At 66.6% G+C, this 17383-nt stretch carries 17 protein-coding genes; 9 read left to right on the top strand and 8 right to left on the bottom strand.

Features of this window, described 5'->3' with window-relative positions:
• Positions 1-528, bottom strand: a 528-nt coding sequence (locus tag ABWP84_RS15285) for an urease accessory protein UreD (protein ID WP_353212908.1), incomplete at its 3' end; no start/stop codon positions are given.
• A gap of 46 nt (positions 529-574) precedes the next feature.
• On the opposite strand from ABWP84_RS15285, the gene ABWP84_RS15280 reads away from it, so the two are divergent.
• Genes ABWP84_RS15280 through ABWP84_RS15260 form a run of 5 tightly spaced genes read left to right on the top strand, consistent with a single transcriptional unit; the run spans position 575 to position 5260 of the window.
• The gene (locus ABWP84_RS15280; protein WP_353212907.1) at positions 575-1423 is read left to right on the top strand and encodes a peptidase; all 849 of its coding nucleotides are present in this window, start codon (positions 575-577) and stop codon (positions 1421-1423) included.
• Between the two features lie 5 nt (positions 1424-1428).
• Positions 1429-2220 (top strand): ABC transporter permease, encoded by a 792-nt coding sequence (locus tag ABWP84_RS15275; RefSeq protein ID WP_353212906.1) that lies wholly within the window; start codon positions 1429-1431, stop codon positions 2218-2220.
• Positions 2221-2234: 14 nt separating this feature from the next.
• Positions 2235-3272, top strand: coding sequence for an ABC transporter substrate-binding protein (locus ABWP84_RS15270; protein WP_353212905.1), 1038 nt, complete (start codon positions 2235-2237; stop codon positions 3270-3272).
• Positions 3269-4075 (top strand): ABC transporter ATP-binding protein, encoded by an 807-nt coding sequence (locus ABWP84_RS15265; RefSeq protein WP_353212904.1) that lies wholly within the window; start codon positions 3269-3271, stop codon positions 4073-4075. Before ABWP84_RS15270 ends, ABWP84_RS15265 begins: the two co-directional genes overlap by 4 nt.
• A gap of 30 nt (positions 4076-4105) precedes the next feature.
• Positions 4106-5260: a Gfo/Idh/MocA family oxidoreductase gene (locus ABWP84_RS15260; RefSeq protein WP_353212903.1), complete on the top strand. Its 1155-nt coding sequence runs from the start codon at positions 4106-4108 to the stop codon at positions 5258-5260.
• A gap of 50 nt (positions 5261-5310) precedes the next feature.
• Here ABWP84_RS15260 and ABWP84_RS15255 read toward each other — a convergent pair whose 3' ends face one another.
• Both ABWP84_RS15255 and ABWP84_RS15250 read right to left on the bottom strand, forming a co-directional pair.
• Positions 5311-6141: a polysaccharide deacetylase gene (locus ABWP84_RS15255; RefSeq protein ID WP_353212902.1), complete on the bottom strand. Its 831-nt coding sequence runs from the start codon at positions 6139-6141 to the stop codon at positions 5311-5313.
• 119 nt (positions 6142-6260) lie between these two features.
• Positions 6261-7142: a PhzF family phenazine biosynthesis protein gene (locus ABWP84_RS15250; protein ID WP_353212901.1), complete on the bottom strand. Its 882-nt coding sequence runs from the start codon at positions 7140-7142 to the stop codon at positions 6261-6263.
• A gap of 110 nt (positions 7143-7252) precedes the next feature.
• Here ABWP84_RS15250 and ABWP84_RS15245 point away from each other — a divergent pair, with 110 nt between their 5' ends.
• From ABWP84_RS15245 to fabG, 3 genes are all read left to right on the top strand, one after another.
• Positions 7253-7954, top strand: coding sequence for a response regulator transcription factor (locus tag ABWP84_RS15245; RefSeq protein ID WP_353212900.1), 702 nt, complete (start codon positions 7253-7255; stop codon positions 7952-7954).
• Positions 7955-8053: 99 nt separating this feature from the next.
• Positions 8054-8995, top strand: coding sequence for an ACP S-malonyltransferase (fabD, locus tag ABWP84_RS15240; protein ID WP_353212899.1), 942 nt, complete (start codon positions 8054-8056; stop codon positions 8993-8995).
• Between the two features lie 109 nt (positions 8996-9104).
• A complete protein-coding gene (gene fabG / locus ABWP84_RS15235) occupies positions 9105-9842 on the top strand; it encodes a 3-oxoacyl-[acyl-carrier-protein] reductase (protein WP_353212898.1) in 738 nt (245 codons plus the stop codon).
• Positions 9843-9902: 60 nt separating this feature from the next.
• Here fabG and ABWP84_RS15230 read toward each other — a convergent pair whose 3' ends face one another.
• The 3 genes from ABWP84_RS15230 to ABWP84_RS15220 are packed head-to-tail and all read right to left on the bottom strand — an operon-like array spanning position 9903 to position 13882.
• Positions 9903-11069: an acyl-CoA dehydrogenase gene (locus ABWP84_RS15230; RefSeq protein WP_353212897.1), complete on the bottom strand. Its 1167-nt coding sequence runs from the start codon at positions 11067-11069 to the stop codon at positions 9903-9905.
• A gap of 3 nt (positions 11070-11072) precedes the next feature.
• Positions 11073-13115 carry an acetate--CoA ligase family protein gene (locus ABWP84_RS15225; RefSeq protein ID WP_353212896.1) on the bottom strand — a complete coding sequence of 681 codons (2043 nt, stop codon included), beginning with the start codon at positions 13113-13115 and terminating at the stop codon, positions 11073-11075.
• Positions 13112-13882, bottom strand: a complete 771-nt coding sequence (locus tag ABWP84_RS15220) for an enoyl-CoA hydratase/isomerase family protein (protein WP_353212895.1) — start codon at positions 13880-13882, stop codon at positions 13112-13114. The genes ABWP84_RS15225 and ABWP84_RS15220 overlap by 4 nt, the downstream gene beginning before the upstream one ends.
• 96 nt (positions 13883-13978) lie before the next feature.
• Between ABWP84_RS15220 and ABWP84_RS15215 the strand changes: the two genes are divergently transcribed.
• Positions 13979-14659: an NnrU family protein gene (locus tag ABWP84_RS15215; RefSeq protein ID WP_353212894.1), complete on the top strand. Its 681-nt coding sequence runs from the start codon at positions 13979-13981 to the stop codon at positions 14657-14659.
• 229 nt (positions 14660-14888) lie between these two features.
• Here the strand turns inward: ABWP84_RS15215 and ABWP84_RS15210 are convergent, their stop codons facing one another.
• Together ABWP84_RS15210 and aroC are read right to left on the bottom strand one after the other, a co-directional pair.
• Positions 14889-16034 carry a hypothetical protein gene (locus ABWP84_RS15210; protein ID WP_353212893.1) on the bottom strand — a complete coding sequence of 382 codons (1146 nt, stop codon included), beginning with the start codon at positions 16032-16034 and terminating at the stop codon, positions 14889-14891.
• 119 nt (positions 16035-16153) lie between these two features.
• Positions 16154-17260, bottom strand: a complete 1107-nt coding sequence (aroC, locus tag ABWP84_RS15205) for a chorismate synthase (protein WP_353212892.1) — start codon at positions 17258-17260, stop codon at positions 16154-16156.
• Positions 17261-17383: the final 123 nt, after the last annotated feature.

Below are 17383 nucleotides of genomic sequence, written 5' to 3'. Positions count from 1 at the left end.
CATGGCCAGCGCATCGGCCCAGAGCAGCCCTTGTGGCCCGCGCAGCCGCCAGGAATCGAACACCTGGCCATGGGCAAACGCCTCGCCCCGCGCGGCGCGGCCGAAGACCAGCATTTCCGCCAGCAGCAACTCCGCCCCGGCGCCGAGCGCAAAATCCTGCCGCCGCTGCAGCATTGCGCCATCGAACAGGATCACCTCCTGCGGCAGCCATTCCAGCCGCGCGCCGGCGCCCAGCGCCACGCTTGTGGTGATGCGGCTTTCGGGGCCGAGGCTGCGATAGATCTTCTCCGCCGCCGCTGCCGTCAGCGTGGCCTGGGCATGATCCTCCAAAATCAGTTCAAAATCAGCGCTATCGCCGCCCGCCAGCCCGCCGGCGACATTGACCTGCGCGATGGTCGCAGGCTCCCCCGGTTCCGCGCCGGGGAAGAGTGCCCGCATGGGCGAGGCCTGGAAGAGGTCCACCAACCCCTTCGCCCCCCAGCGCAGTTGCAGGCGCCCATGCGCGCGCTGATGCTGTATTCCATCCATCAACCCACCCTGACATGCCTGCCCAAGCCATGCCAATCTGGCGGGCATGACCCGACACACCCTGCACATCACCCTCGGCACGCAACGCTATGCCATCCAGCGCCCCTGGGGCGAGACCGATGGCGTGGGCGGCATTTCCGATGTCGCAACCGATGCCGAAGGCCGCATCTTCGTCCTGCTGCGGCAGGACGCCTATACCGACCCCGAATCGCCCTCCGTGCTGGTGCTCTCCCCCGATGGCCGGCGCGAACACGCCTTTGGTGCCAAGGAAGTGGCCGATGGGCATATGTTCGGCGTCTCACCCGCCGGCGATGTCTATGTGGTGGACCGCGACGCCCATCAGGTCATCATCTTCAACCGCCATGGCAAGGAGTTGGGGCGGATCGGTGAGCGCCATCAGGCCCTCCGCCCGTTCAATTCCCCCTGCGATATCGCCTTCGCGCCCAATGGCGATATTTATGTGGGCGATGGCTATGCGGCGGCGCGGGTGCATCGCTTCTCCTCCGCCGGCACGCCGCTGGGCGGCTGGGGTGAGCCGGGGCGGGGGCCAGGACAATTCCTCATCCCGCACGCCGTCTGGGTGCAGCCCGATGGGACGGTGGTGGTGGCCGATCGGGACAATTCGCGGCTGCAATTCTTCACCCCCACCGGCGGCTTCATCCGCAGCATCGATGATTTCCACAAGCCGATGGATATATGGGGCGATGCCAAGGGCCAACTTTATGTGACCGACCAGGTGCCCAGGCTGTCGCTGCTGGCGGCCGATGGCGCGCTCATCGGCCGTGGCCGGGCGGTGCTCAATGGCGCGCATGGGGTCTGCCAGGCGCCCGATGGCACCATCCTGCTGGCCGAGATGAACCCCCGCCGCCTCTCCCGCCTGGTGCCGGTGGATTGAACCCCATGGGCCTCTTGCCACGCATGGGCCGTTGGGCAGCGGGGCCTGGCGCCGCATTGCTGACCATGGCCGCGCTGCTGCTGCTATGGGAGGCGGCGGTGGTGGGGCTGGATATCCAGCGCTTTCTGCTGCCCGCGCCCAGCGATGTGGTGGCGGAATTTATCCGCGACGGGCGGCTCATCTTCTTCCATGCCGGGCAGACGGTCTGGGGCATTCTGGCCGGCTATGTCGCGGCCGTGGTCTTCGCCCTGGCCGCCAGCATGGCGATGATCCGCTGGCCCTTGGTCGAGCGCATGCTCATGCCCATCCTCGTCGCCAGCCAATCCGTGCCCAAGATTGCCATCGCGCCGCTGATCCTGCTCTGGGTCGGTGCCGGGGCGGGGTCGAAGCTGCTGGTGGTGGCCTCCATCGCCTTCTTCCCGGTGGTGATCAACACCATGGCCGGCTTCAAGCAGGTGGATGCGGGGCTTGTCGATGTCTTCCACAGCGTTGACGCCACCAGCCGGCAAACCTTTTTGCGCCTGCGGCTGCCCTATGCGGTGCCCTATATTTTCGCCGGCCTGCGCATTGCCACCACGCTGGCGGTGCTGGGCGCCATTGTGGCGGAATGGCTCGCGGCCACGGATGGCATTGGCTATCTGGTGCTGTCGGGCAGCTTTAATTTCAACACCGCGCGCAGCTTCGCCGCCATCATCCTGCTCGCCGGCATCGGCATGGCCTTCTTTGGCGCGATGGGCGCCGTGGAGAAGGCCCTGTCCTGGCGGCAGGAAGATGGCGCCACCCGCGCCCATACATAACACGGAGAAACGCCATGACATCACGAAGGACATTCGTGGCCCTGGGCGCGCTGGCCGCGCCCATTGCCCCCATCGGCCTGCGCCCCGCCCGCGCCCAGGGGCGGCTGCAGGACGCCATCCTGCGGCTGAACTTCACCCCCTGGGCGATGCATGCGCAATATTACGCCGGGCTGCGGCAGAATATTTACCGCGCCGAGGGCATCAACCTTGAAATCCGCCCCGCCGCCGCCGGCCAGCAGAACGAGGTCTTCATCGCCGCCGGCCGGGAGCAGTTTCTCGTCGCCAATGCCGATGGCTATATCAAGTCGCGCGCCGCCAATTTGCCGGTGGTGGCGGTGATGGCCGACCAACCGGATAATCCCTTCTCGGTCTTCGCGCTGAAAAGCAGCGGCATCAGCCGGCCCGAGCATTTGCGCGGCAAGCGTATCACCTTCTTCCAGGCGCAGGTGCGCGGCTTGCTTGACCCGCTGCTGCAGGCCGGTGGGCTCACCCGCAATGATATCACCCTCCTCACCATTAATCGCGGGGCGGAGATCCAGATGGTCGCCGCCGGCCAGGCGGATTGCGGCTTTGGCTTCTCCTATGGCCAGCCCTTGACGCTGGAGGAGCGCGGCTTCCCCTGCAACGTCATGGCGCTGAAGGATTTCGGGGTGAAATTCTGCGGCACCGCCATCGTCGCCAATGAGCGTGAAATGCGCCGTGGCGACCTGACCGAGCGCTTCATCCGCGCCACGATGAAGGCGCTGATCTGGACCAGCGCCAATATGGACCAGGCGATGAACTATGTTGTCGAAGTCTCGCCCGACCGGATGCACGCGCTGGAAGTGCGCAAGCTTCGGATGATCTATGACCTTTATCGCAGCCCCGATTTCGCCGAACGCTTTGGCCGCTTCGACGAGAGCAAATGGGAAAGCTCGATCAACTACCTGATGGAAGGCGGCGATTTGCAGCGCCGGCCCAGCGCGCGCGAACTCTACACCAATGAATTCGTCGAGCGCATCGAGGAAGCCCGCAGCCTCGCCACCCTGGTGCGCGAAAGGCCGGCGGCTTGATTCTGGCCGGCCCAACAGGCAGCGAAACCGCGCCCGCCTTCATCGCCGTGCGCGACGTGCAGGTCACCTATGGCCAGGGCGGCGCGGAGCCGGTGCAGGCGCTCGCCGATATCAATATCGGCGTGCCAGAGGGGGCTTTCGTCTCGCTTGTCGGCCCCTCGGGCTGCGGCAAATCCACCCTGCTGCGCGCGGTGGGTGACATGATCGCGCCAACCGCGGGCAGCATCACCATTGCCGGCACCCCGGCCTCGCAAATGCGCCGCGAGGCCCGCATTGGCCTCGTTTCACAAGCGCCCAATCTGATGCCCTGGCTGCGCATCGCCGATAATGTGGCGCTGCTGCATGAACTCTCCGCCAAACGCACCGGCCGCCCCGCGCCGGATGTGGCGGCATTGCTGCAATTGGTCGGGCTGGAGGGTTTTGGCGCCAAGCGCCCGGCGCAGCTTTCGGGCGGCATGCAGTCCCGCGCCGCGCTGGCCCGCGCCCTGGCGCTGGACCCCGATGTGCTGCTGATGGACGAGCCCTTCGCCGCACTCGACGAGATCACCCGTGACCGCATGGGCATCGAATTGATGCGCATCCATGCCCGTTTCCGCAAGACGGTGCTCTTCGTCACCCATTCCCTGGCCGAGGCGGTGTTTCTCTCCGATGCCATCGTGCTGATGACGCCCCGGCCGGGCCGAATCGAGCGCGTCATCACCGTGGATCTGCCCCGCCCGCGCCTGCCCGAGATGCGGCTGACCGATGCCTTCGCCCGCATGGTGGCGGAGTTGAACCGCGAGCTCTACCGGATGATGGCATGAGCCCCACCCTGATCGTTTATGGAGACTGACATGGCCACGCGTCGCCTGGGTATCATCATGCATGGCGTCACGGGGCGCATCGGCACCAACCAGCATTTGGTCAATTCTGTGCTGGCCATTGCGAAGGAAGGTGGGCTGCCACTGGCCAATGGCGACAGGCTGCTGCCGGACCCCATACTGGTTGGCCGCAACCCGGAAAAACTGGCGGCCCTGGCCCGCGCCCATGGCGTGGCGCGCTGGACGACTGACCTTGATGCCGCCCTGGCCGACCCCGCCGATGAACTCTTCTTCGACAGCGCCTTCACCGCCGGCCGCCCGGCTTTGGCGATGCGCGCGATTGAGGCCGGCAAGCACATCTATCTGGAAAAGCCGGTGGCACCGACCCAGGCCGAGGCCATGGCCATGCTCGCCGCCGCCGAGGCCCGCGGCCGCAAGCATGGCGTGGTGCAGGATAAGCTGTTTCTGCCCGGCCTCACCAAGCTGCGCCTCTTGCGTGAGCAAGGCTTCTTCGGCCGCCTGCTCTCGGTGCGGATCGATTTCGGCTGGTGGGTCTTTGATGGCGAGCAGGTGCCGGCGCAACGTTCTTCCTGGAATTATCGTCAGGCTGATGGCGGCGGGCTGGTGCTCGATATGTTTCCGCATTGGCGCTACATCGTCGATGGGCTTTTCGGCCGCCCAACCGCCGTCACCTGCCAATTGCGCACCGCCCAGCCGCAGCGACGCGACGAGCGCGGCCAGCCCTACCAGGTCGATGTCGAGGATGAGGCGCGCGCGCTGCTCGACCTGGAATGCGGCGCGGCGCTGGAGATCAATGCCTCCTGGGCCGATCGGGTGCGGCGCGATGATCTGCTGACCATCACGGTGCAGGGCACTCAAGGCAGCGCGGTTGCGGGGCTGCATCGCTGCGTGGCGCAGGCACTCGGCACAACCCCCAAGCCGGGCTGGAATGTGGATGTGCCGGTGGCGCAGGATCTCTACGCGCAATGGGCGCCGGTGCCCGATGTGGTGGTGCTCAAGAATTCCTACCGCATGGCCTGGGAGGCGTTTTTGCGCCACTTGGCCGAGGATGGCCCAAACACCACATCGCTGCTGGCCGCCGCGCGTGGCCTGCAATTGGTGGAGGCCTGCCATGCCAGCCACACTGAGCGCCGCTGGATCGACATGCCGGTGCTCACCGCCGGCTGATCCGAGCCTAGGCCAGGCCGCTCACCGGCGGCGCGCTCAACCTCGCCGGTTCACGCCACCCGCGCGCGAAATTCGCGCTGAATCTGGTCCAACGTGCAGAATTCGGCACCCATGGCGCTCAGCGCATCGATCAGCTTTTCCAACATCAGCATGCGGTGGCCACGGCCGATGACATAGGGGTGGAAGGTATAGACCAGCATGCCCCACTCCTCCGTGCGCCGCATATACTCGAAATCGGCGACGAAATTCTCCAGTACGGCATTGGCATTGGCCAGGCCGGGCATCAAATGTTCCTTGGTGCGGAAGAATTCGAAATGCGGATGGTCATCGAGCGACCAGCTGATGGGGATTTCCACCAAATTGGTGGTGGTGCCGAACTGCATCGGCGCCGCCTCGCTCACCACATCGCCGCGCCGGGCGAAATAGGGGTGGTGGTCATGGCCCATCATCGAACTATCATAATTCAGCCCATGTTCGATCATCAGGTCGATCGTGCGGTCACTGATATCCCAGGCCGGTGAACGATAGCCCGAAGGGATGGCCCCGGTGAGCCGCTTGATGCTCTCCACGGCTTGCGCGAATTCATCCGCCTCGCGCGCAGCCGGCAGCAAAGCGGGTTGCACATGGCTCCAGCCATGATGCCCCACCTCATGGCCCTCGCGCACCACGCGGGCGCAGGCCTCCGGATAGGTCTCGATCACGATGCCGGGGATATACCAGCTGGATTTGATGCCGCGTGATTTCAGCAGGTCCAGAATGCGCCCCGCCCCCACCACGCCGAATTCGCCGCGCGAGATCGGCGTGGGCGTCAGCAACCCGCGCGAGGCGAAGCCGGACCAAGTGTCGAAATCAAAGGAGAGGCAGGCGATATGGCGCGGCATGGCGTTTCGAATTCTCCCGCGCGAAGGGCTAACAGGGCCGCCCGCGCGCCTGACGGTGGATCATAACAGCGCCGAGCATGGCTGCCCAAACCGCCCGCCGCAAGCCGCGGTTGCGGCCGCTACAGCGAAATCTCACCCCGCATGACCGGCACGCAGGCGCCACCCACGGTGGTCATGATCCCCGCTTCCGTTCGGCGCGCGGTGGTGCGCAGCAGGCTCGGTCGGCCCATTTCTACCCCCTGATGCATATCCCAATGGCCCAAATCAGCGCCCGAAAGCTGCAGCAGCAGCCCAGCCAGCGGCGTGGCGGCGCTGCCGGTGGCCGGGTCCTCGCCCACGCCCAGGGAGGGCGCGAACATCCGGCTGCGCAGCTTCGCGCCGTCATGGGCGTAGATATACAGCGCGGCGCGGTTGTTCAGCACCGGATGCGCGGCGGAGAGCCGCTTCATCGCCATGGCGTCAGGCGCGGCGCGGGCCAGCGCCTCGGGCGTCACCTCTGCCAGTATGAACGGATTGCCCACCGACCCGCAGATGGGCGCGTGGTGGGTGGTGATGATGTCGCCAGGGTTCAGCCCGGCGCAGGGCGCAATCTCGCCCGGCGTGAAATCCGGCCCCAGCGTCAGCGGCAGGGGGGCTGCGATGGTGGCGGCGGTGAGCGCGCCCGCCGCGTCGCGCTCCAACGTCACCGTCACCAGCCCGGCCAATTCCTCAAAGCGCAGCACATTCTCCACCGCGCGCCCGGCCAGCGCCCAGCCGGTGCCCACATTGGGGTGGCCGGCAAAGGGCAATTCCCGCGCAGGGGTGAAAATACGCACCCGCGCCGTATTGGCCGCATCCGCCGGCGGCAGCACGAAGGTGGTTTCGCTGAGGTTGAACTCGGCGGCAATGGCCTGCATCTCGGCATCGCTCATCCCCGCCGCATCCGGGAAGACGGCCAGCGGATTGCCGCCGAAGCGGGTGGTGGTGAAGACGTCGACCGTCAGGAATTCATAGATTCGCATAGATTGAGGCTAACCTCCCCCGCGCCAGCAGTCCATGCCACCGGTTGGAGGCAAGATCACCTTGGCGCGGCGCGGCGCCAGCGGCTATGCAGGGGTCAGGAGATATCCCCATGCCGCACACGATCGTTCTGGTCGATGACGACCGCAACATCCTCACCAGCCTATCGATGACGCTGGAGCAGGAGGGCTTTTCGGTGCGCACCTACACCGATGGCGAAAGCGCGCTGCAAGGCCTGCTGGCCAAGCCGGCCGATCTGGCCGTGCTCGACATCAAAATGCCCCGGATGGATGGCATGGAGTTGCTGCAACGCCTGCGCACCCGCACCGCCATGCCGGTCATCTTCCTCACCTCCAAGGATGAGGAGGTGGATGAGCTGATGGGCCTGCGCCTGGGCGCCGATGACTATATCACCAAGCCCTTCTCCCAGCGCCTGGTGCTGGAGCGCATCCGCGCCCTGCTGCGCCGCAACGACACCAACCGCGCCGAGGCTGCGGGCCAGCCAGCCGGCGGCGTGATCACCCGTGGCGACCTCACCCTCGATGAGACCAAACATGCCTGTCTGTGGAAGGGCAAACAAATCCAACTGACGGTGACGGAATTCCTGCTGGTCAAAGCGCTCGCACTGCGCCCCGGCATGGTCAAGAACCGCGATCAGCTCATCGATGCCGCCTATGGCGAGAATATCTATGTCGATGACCGGACCATCGACAGCCATGTGAAGCGGGTGCGTAAGAAGTTCCGCGATGTGGATGATGATTTCCAGCAGATCGAAACGCTCTATGGGATCGGCTATCGCTACAAGGAAGCGTGATGAAACCCGCCGCCGCGGGATTGACGCGGGGGCGCGAGTTCGGGTTTGGATGCCTGCAATTATTAAATCAAACCCTTTTCACGGCATACAAGGTTTATCATGGCCCTCGCCTTCATCTTCCCTGGTCAGGGAAGCCAATCACCCGGCATGGGCCGGGATCTGGCCGACGCCTTCCCCATCGCGCGGGAAACCTTCCAGGAGGTGGATGACGCGCTGGAGCAAAAACTCTCGCGCCTGATCTTCGAAGGCCCGCCCGATGAACTGACCCTCACCACCAATGCCCAACCCGCGCTCATGGCCGTCTCCATGGCGGTGGTGCGGGTGCTGGAGCGTGAGGGCGGCTTCCGCCTGGCCGATAAGGTGGCCCTGGTGGCCGGCCATTCCTTGGGCGAATACAGCGCCCTGACCGCAGCCGGCGCCTTGCCGGTGGCGGTCACCGCCCGGCTGCTGCGCCTGCGCGGCCAGGCGATGCAGGAGGCCGTGCCGCCCGAACTCGGCGCCATGGCGGCCCTGCTGGGCGCCGAGGCCGACCTCGCCGCCGAAATCTGCGCCGAGGCCGCACAGGGCGAGGTGGTGGAACTGGCCAATGACAATGGCGGCGGCCAATCGGTCATCTCCGGCCATCGCAGCGCGGTGCTGCGCGCCATTGAGGTGTCCAAGGCGCGCGGCGTGAAGCGCGGCATGCTGCTGCCCGTCTCCGCCCCCTTCCATTCCAGCCTGATGGGCCCGGCCGCCGATGTGATGGCCGAGGCCCTGGCCGCCGTCAGCATGGCCCCCCCCGCGCCGCCGCTGGTGGCCAATGTCACCGCCGCGCGGGTGAGCGAGCCGGCCGCGATCATCGATCTGCTGGTCCGCCAGGTGACCGGCACGGTGCGCTGGCGCGAATGCGTGGCGGCAATGGTGGCCATGGGCTGCGACCGCTTTGCCGAAATCGGCTCAGGCAAAGTGCTGACCGGCCTCATGAAGCGTAATGCGCCGGACGCGACAGCGAGCGCCATCGGCACGCCTGCGGATATCGAGGCCTTCCTCGCCTCCGTTTAGAGCCTATTCCGTTCGCAAAAGCTCTAAGTTTTTGTTTATCGAGCATCTTTACCCGTTCAAACGATTCCGTTTGAACGGGTGATGCTCTAACGCATTCAGGGAGACACACATGTTCAGGCTGGACGGCAAGATTGCGCTGGTGACGGGCGCCTCCTCGGGCATTGGCGTGGCCATTGCACAGGCGCTGCACGGGCAGGGCGCGCATGTCGTGCTCAGCGGCCGGCGTGAGGCGGAACTCGCGGCCCTCGCCGAGCAATTGGGCGAACGCGCCCGCGTGGCGGTGGCCGATCTGGCCGAGCCTGACGCCGCGACCGCACTGGTTGAGGGTGTGGAGGCCACCGAAGGCCGCCTCGACATCCTGGTGAACAATGCCGGCTTCACCCGCGACCGTCTGGCGCTGCGGATGGAGCCTGAGGATTGGAATGCGGTGCTGGAGGTTGATCTCAACGCCCCCTTCCGCCTGGCCCGCGCCGCGCTGCGCGGCATGCTCAAGCGCCGCGCGGGGCGGATCATTTCCATCGCCTCGATCGTGGGCGTGATGGGCAATCCCGGCCAGTCGAACTACGCCGCCGCCAAGGCTGGGCTGATCGGCATGTCGAAATCCCTGGCGCAGGAGGTGGCATCGCGCAATGTCACCGTGAATGTGGTCGCCCCGGGCTTTATCGACACGCCGATGACGCAAAAGCTGAACGAGGCGCAGCGCGATGCCCTGACCGGTAAGATCCCGCTGGGCCGCATGGGCGTGGCCGCCGATGTGGCGGCGGCGGTCACCTATCTGGCCGCCGATGAGGCGGGCTGGGTGACCGGCTCCACCATGCATGTGAATGGCGGCATGGCGATGCTGTAAATCGGCCACGCTGTGCACCCAGCCCCCATCCGGGGCTGGGTGATGTGGCCGCAATAAGCCTCAGCCGAGTTCCTTGAGGGTGCGCTTGGCAATCGCCATCCGGTGCACCTCGGTCGGCCCTTCATAGACATGCATGAGGCGCACCTGGTTCGCCATCAATTGCAGCGGCAACTCCTTGGTCATGCCCATGGCGCCATGCGCCTGCATGGCGTGATTGACCACCTCGGTGGCCATTTCGGTGCCGAAGACCTTGATCATGCTGGCCTCATTGCGAACATCGCCACCCGCATCCATGGTGGCAGCCCCGGCTTGCACCATCAGCCGGCAGGCATGGATCTTGGTGGCCGCATCGGCAATCCACCACTGAATCGCCTGGCGGTCGGCCAGCGGCGCGCCAAAGGTCACCCGCTGCTTGGCGTGGCTGCACATCATCTCCAAAGCACGCCGGGCGATGCCCACGCAGCGCGCGCCCATTTGCAGCCGCCGCACATTCAGCCGCAGCTGCATCGGCGCATAGCCAGCGCCCAGGCCCCCCAGCACATTGCGCGCCGGCACGCGGCAATCCTCGAAGACCAGCTCATAGGTCTTCTTGCCGCCAATCATCGCAATCTCGCGCTCGATGATGAAACCGGGCGTGCCACGCTCAACGATAAAGGCCGTCACCCCCGCCTCGCGCTTGCCGGGCGAGGTGCGGGCCATCAGCACGATGAAATCCGCCGCCGGCACATTGCTGACCCAGATTTTCCGCCCGTTGATCACCCAATCATCACCATCCTGCACCGCCTTGGTCAGCATGCCCGAAGGGTCGCCGCCCGCCACCGGCTCGGAAATCGCGATGCATGAGCGCATCTCGCCGGCAGCATAGGGGGTGAGGTAGCGCTCGCGCTGATAGGCATCGGCCACGGCGACCAGCATGTGCAAGTTCGGGCTATCGGGCGGGATGGTGAAGGGCACCACCGTGCGGGCCATTTCCTCCTCCACGCCCATCAGGGCAATGGTGGGCAGGTTGGCGCCGCCATATTCCTCTGGCGCGTCGAGTGCCCAAAGCCCCAATTCGCGGCATGTGGCGCGCAGCGGCGCCTCCTCCTCGGTGGTCAGCGCGTATTTGCCGCCATTCGCCTCGCGCGCCAGAATCAGCGGCTCGAGCGGCATCAGGTCGCGCGTGACGAATTTCTGCACCAATTCCTGCACCATGCGGTGCTCTTCGCGGGTGGTGGTGTCGAGCATGCTTCAGTCTCCCATGCGCAGCAAAAGGCCATCAAGGGCGACAACGCCCTGGCCCTCTGGCTTGATGATAAGGGGGTTGATCTCCGCTTCCGCCACATCGCTGGCGGCAAGGGGGGAAAGTGCCTGGATGGCAGCGGCGAGCGCGGCCACATCGCCGCGCGGCAGGCCGCGAAAACCCTGCAACAGCCGCAACTCCGGCAGATCGGCAATCATGCCCATCGCCTCTTCCAGGCTGACCGGCGCGATGCGCGCTGTGATGCGCCGGGTGAGTTCGGCCAGGACACCCCCCATGCCGAGCACGACCACCGGCCCCACCTCGGCATCACGCCGATAGCCCAGGATGACCTCCGCCAAGCCCTTATGCATGGGGGCGGCCAGCACGCCATCCAGCCGCGCCGCAGGAAAAGCTTGCGCGGCGCGGGCCAGCAAATCAGCGACGGTTGCGGCAATATCGGCAGTGGCCACGCCCAGCCTGACCAGCCCGGCATCGGTCTTGTGCAGGATATCGGGCGAGAGAATTTTCAGCGCCAGCGGCCCCGCCATGCCCGCGGCATCGGCCGGGCTGCGCAGCACCCGCGCGCCGGGCGGGGTGATGCCAAGCTCGTCGAAAAACGCGCAGGCCTCATGCTCATTCAGCCGTTGGGCCTCAGGCAGGGCCGGCGGCAGCGCGCCACCCTTGAGTGCGGCCGGTTCGCGCCAGCTGAGATAGGCATGCAGCGCATCGGCGCAGGATTCCGGGGTACGAAACGCGGCGATGCCCGCAGCCTCGAACAGCGCCAGCGCCGCATCCGCCTGGGGCGCGGCAAACACCGCCAAGGGCCGCCCTGCCGGCAAGGCCGGGGTGATATGCGACAGCGCCCGCTCCGGCTGGTTGCGGGCGCTGCTGCCCAGCACCGCCAGCAGCGCATCGGCGGTATCGGCCGCGTCCATGCCCCTGAGCGTGGTGGAATAGGGCGTGGGGCCCGAGGCGCCCATCGGCAGATCGATCAGCGGCGCGTCCGGAATGCGAATGCCCCCCTCGCCCAGCCTCTCGCGCAGGCCCGCATCGGGGCCGACCAGCGCATGGCCATGCAGGCCCAACCGGTCCACCACCATGGCAGCCCCCCCGCCCGTGGCGGTCATGGCCGAGAAGCCACGCCCGCGCGGCGGCTTATGGCCCATCACCAGACGGGCGGTTTCCAGCAACCCCTCCAGGGTTTCGACGCGCAGAATGCCATGGGCGCGGAAGAAGGCCTGGGCCAGCTCATCGCCGCCCAGCATGGCGCCGGTATGCGACAGCGCGATGGTCCGCCCCACCTCGGAACGCCCCAACTTATAGGCGATGATCGGCTTGCCCAGCGCATGCGCCCGCCGGGCGGCGGCGGCGAGACGCGGCGCATCACGAAAGGTTTCGAGGAAAAGCAGCACAGCCCCGGTCGCGTCATCCTCGACCAGCAGCTCGGCCAATTCGCCCACGCCGATGTCGCATTCATTGCCCACCGAGACCATGCGCGAAAAGCCAATCCCGCGCGCGGCAGCGCGGGAGAACAAGGCCCCCATCATGCTGCCGCTTTGCGAGACCAGGGCCAGCCGCCCGGCCAGCAGCGGCTCGGCCTCGATGGCGGCATTGAGGGTGAGCGGCACCCGGCTGGCCACGCTGACCACGCCCAGGCAATTGGGCCCCAGCAGCCGCAAGCCCCCCGCCCGCGCGGTGGCCACCATCTCATCCTGCCGGGCGCGGCCGGCGGCATCAGCCTCGGCGAAACCGGCCGAGAAAATAGTGGCCACCGCCACGCCCTTCTCCACGCAGCCGGCAATGGCGGCGGGCACGTCGCGCGCCGCCACCATGATGAAGGCATGGTCCACCGGCCCGGGCACGGCGCGGATATCGGCGAAGGCCGGCACGCCCATAATCTCCGCCCGGCCGGGATTGACCGGAATGATCCGGCCGGAAAACCCCTCGCGCTGCAACAGGCGCTGAGCGCGGGAATTATCCTTGCCCGGGTCGGCCGAGGCGCCGATCAGCGCCACCGAGCCTGGGTTGAACAGGGCAGAAAACAGGCTCATGCGCCGATAAACCTGGGCTGGCGGCGTTCACGGCTGGCCAGCGTGCCCTCGCGGAAATCGGCGGTTTCCCGCAGCCGCGCCTGCTCGGCCAGTTCATGCGCCGTCGCGGCCTCGTATTCTGCGTCCCAGCCGGCGCGCAATGTGGCGCGGGTGGCGGTGATCGCCAGGGGCGCGGCCTCGGCGATTTCGGCAGCCAGCGCGCAGGCCGCCGCGCGCAGCTCCGCATGCGGCACCAGCATATCGGCCAGGCCCATGGCATGGGCTTCCTCGCCGGTGATGCGCCTTCCGGTCATGAACATCAGATGCGCCTTTTGCGCGCCAATCAGCCTGGGCAGGCTGCGGGTCAGGCCAAAGCCTGGATGATAGCCGAGGCGGGTGAAATTGGCGGCAAAGCGCGCCTCGGCGCAGGTGACGCGAAAATCCGCCACCACGGCGAGGCCAAGGCCCGCGCCAATCGCCGTCCCCTGCACCGCGGCCACGATGGGTTTTTTGCTCCGCAGCAGCCGCACGCCCTCGGTGTAGATGGTGCGGCCGCTGGCATCGGCATCGCCCGCGCGGCGATTGGCCTGGGAGAAATCCGCACCCGCACAAAAATGCTTGCCCTCGGCCGCCAGCACCACGGCGCGGCAGGCGGGGGCCTCGTCCAGCCTCTCCAGCGCATCGGCGATCTGGCCGGTGAGCAGCGTGTCAATGAAATTATTGGGCGGCCGGCACAGGGCGAGAATCGCCACATGGCCTTCCATGGTCACACTGATCTCGGCGCTCATTCCGCTGGCCCTTCTTGTTGCACGAAACTGCGACATTGCCGGCCGACAGGCAATCCGGGCTGGCAGGGATGGCCGCAATGGTTCACTTTGCCGGCCATGAGCATATTCCTTCTTCTTCTGGCTGCGGCGCTCTGGGTCGGCTGGCATGTCGGCGTGGCCGGCACCGCGCTGCGCGGGCGGATTGTTGGCCTGATCGGCGAAATCGGCTTCATGATCGGCTTTTCCATCGGTTCGGTGGCCTCGATCATGCTGCTTGTCATGGCCTGGCAGGAGGCGGAGCTGTGGTTCCTCTGGTCGGCGCCGCGTGAATTGCGTTGGGTGCTGGCGCTGGCGATGCTGCCGGCCTTTATCCTCTTCATCGCCTCGGTCACCCAGCCCAACCCCACCTCGGCGGGGCAGAAGCTGGCGGCGGGCGGGCCGCGCGGCATCACCCGGGTGACGCGCCACCCCATGCTGTGGTCCTTCGCCATCTGGGCCGGGGTGCATATGCTGGCCAATGGCGATGTGGCGAGCCTGATCTTCTTCGGCGCCTTCCTGGCCACCTGCCTTCTGGGCATGCCCAGCATAGACGCGAAACTGGCCCGGCGAGACCCAGAGATGTGGGCCAGGCTGGCGCCCACCACCTCCATCCTGCCCTTCGGCGCGGTGCTCTCCGGCCGCGGGCGGGTTGAGTTTTCGGAGATTGGGCTGCGGCCGCTGGTGCTGGGCACGGTGCTCTGGGTGGGGCTGCTGCTGGCCCATCCCATCGCCTTTGGCGTAGCGGCGATTCATTTTTAGAGCATTATCCATCCAAACCGAATTATTTGAGCGGATAAGGATACTCGCCCAATAAAGGCTCCAACAGCACGCTGATGGCGGATGAAAAGAGCGAAAGGGCTTTGCGCTCTCCCGCTCTCCCACCAGGGCCGACATACATGTCGACCCTGCTGGGGTGCTCGAGGGGCAAAGCCCCTCGATCTTATCTTCCCTCGCGATTCGTGTTTCCGCAGCCAGTTAAGACCGACGATCACACCGAGGAGGCAATGCCCGGTGCAAGATGCGGGTTCTTCGCCGCCGGGTGGCCCGGATTGCGGAAGCGCAGCTCGCCCTCAGGCGCAGAATCAGGTGCCGGCAGGCCAAACAGCTCAGCGCGCGAGGCGCAGCTCACCGCCACCACATGCCGCGCCTCGGGCTCGGTCAGAAAGCGGCGGGTGACGCCTTCCAACTCCAGGCTGTCGCGCAGGCTGCGCCATTCGGTGCGGTCCATATCCTCGATGAACATGGCCAGAATGCCAGGATGGCGGCCGGAGAGGCGGCTGCTCGCGGTCTGCGCCATGCGCAACTTCACCGCCTGGGCAATCTCATTCTCCCGCCCCGCCCGCGCGGCCATGACAAAGACCGAGCCGGAATTGGCATCCGCCGTCACCGCCAGATGCGCCTCGGGGCCGAATTGCTGCCGCAGCGCCGCCTGCATCCCCAGCTGCGCCCCGGCCAGCACCAGCGGGTCGAGCTTCATGATCAGATCAGCACTGCTATCCTGGCGCTTTTGCGCCGCCAGCATGGCCAGGATCCGATCCTGCAGGAGGCTGAGCTGCTGGGTATCGCTCACCCCCTCGGGCAGCGTCATCTTCAGCAGATAGCGGCCGGGATGGGCGGCCAGCCAAGTCTGCAATTCCGGATGCATGCGGTCCATCAGGTCGAACCAGGCGCCGCGATGCAGTGGGCGGCCCTCCTCGGCCGAGACGGTGCAGAGTGCCACCTCGGCCGAGGCACCCTCCCGCGTGATCAGCAGGTCATGCGCCGCGCCATCGAGCAGCCCGTCAAAGCGCACGGTGAAGCCACGGGCGCGGGCGAGGGCTGCGCTGCGCACCAGATGGAAGACGGGAATGAGCGTGGCCTCGCCGCTCAGCCCCTCGCGCACCATGGCGCGCAGCCGGGCGCGGGCCTCGCCGGCCAGGGTGGCGTCCAGCCGCGCCACCTCGCGTGCGAAGGCGAGCAGGCGCCGCTCGGAGGCGCCGGCGCGGGCCAGCGCCTGGGGGTCGGAGAGGCGTGCCAGCATCAACTCGGCGGCGTGGCGCTGCTGGGTGGCCCGGCCGGTGAATTGCCCCTGCTTGGCCCGCTCGCCAATGGCCAGCACGCGTTTACCCCAGCAATCGCGACCGGCAATTTTCACGAAAGCGGCAAGAGCCGCATGGTCTGGCCGGGGCGCCGGGTCGGGCATGGGTGGAATCCGCTGGGGTTATCCCCTCCAAAGCGCCCAAGCCCGATTGGCGTCAAGCCATGAAATTTGTTTCAGGCGATAGGAAGCATGCCCTGCAGCGCGGCCTGCGGGTTTTGTGCCCGGTGGCGCAGCAGATGGTCGGCCAGCACGCAGGCCAGCATCGCCTCCGCCACCGGCACGGCGCGAATGCCCACGCAAGGGTCGTGGCGCCCCTTGGTCAGGATTTCGGTGTTATCGCCGCCGCGTGTCACCGCCTGGCGCGGGGTGAGGATGGAGGAGGTGGGCTTCACCGCCATGCGCGCCACAATGGGCTGGCCGGTGGAAATACCGCCCAAAACACCGCCGGCGTGATTGGCGAGGAATTCCACCGTGCCATCCTGGCGCATCCGCATCTCATCGGCATTGTCTTCGCCGGAGAGGGCGGCGGCGGCGAAGCCATCGCCAATCTCCACGCCCTTCACGGCATTGATGCCCATGAGAGCGCCGGCGATATCGGCATCGAGCTTGGCATAAATCGGCGCGCCCAGGCCGGGGGGCACGCCCTCGGCCACCACCTCGATGACTGCGCCGATGGAACTGCCGGATTTGCGAATGGCCGAGAGCATCACCTCCCACCGCGCGCTGGCCACGGCATCGGGGCAAAAGAAGGGATTATTCTCCAACTCCGCCCAGGCGAATTGCCCCCGGTCAATCGCATCGGCACCCATCTGCGCCATGAAGCCGCGAATCACCACGCCCTCGCCCAGCACTTTGCGGGCGATGGCGCCCGCGGCCACGCGCATCGCCGTCTCGCGCGCGGAGGAACGCCCGCCGCCGCGATGGTCGCGAATGCCATATTTCCAATGATAGGTGATATCGGCATGGCCGGGGCGGAAGGTCTCGGCGATCTCGGAATAATCCTTCGAGCGCTGGTCCTGATTGTCGATATGCAGCGCGATCGGCGTGCCGGTGGTGCGGCCCTCAAAGACGCCGGAGAGGATGCGCACCTGGTCCGGCTCCTGGCGCTGGGTGACGAATTTGCTCTGGCCGGGGCGACGGCGGTCGAGAAAGGGCTGGATATCCGCCTCGCTGAGCGCGATGCCGGGGGGGCAGCCATCCACCACGCAGCCAATGGCCGGGCCATGGCTTTCGCCCCAGGTGGTGACGCGGAAGAGGTGGCCGAAGCTGTTATGCGACATCAGCGTTTATTGCCGCAGCGCGGCTCGGCGGGGAACCCTCAGGGCCTGAACATCTAACAGGATGCGGAAACACTGGAGCATCATCCGCTCAAACGGAATCGTTTGAGCGGATAAAGATGCTAG

The sequence above is a fragment of the Rhodovarius sp. genome (genome assembly GCF_040399605.1).
In the GTDB taxonomy this organism is placed as follows: Bacteria; Pseudomonadota; Alphaproteobacteria; order Acetobacterales; family Acetobacteraceae; genus Rhodovarius; species Rhodovarius crocodyli_A.
Note: the sequence above shows the minus strand (reverse complement) of the source record. Positions and strands in the feature narration are given on the sequence as shown.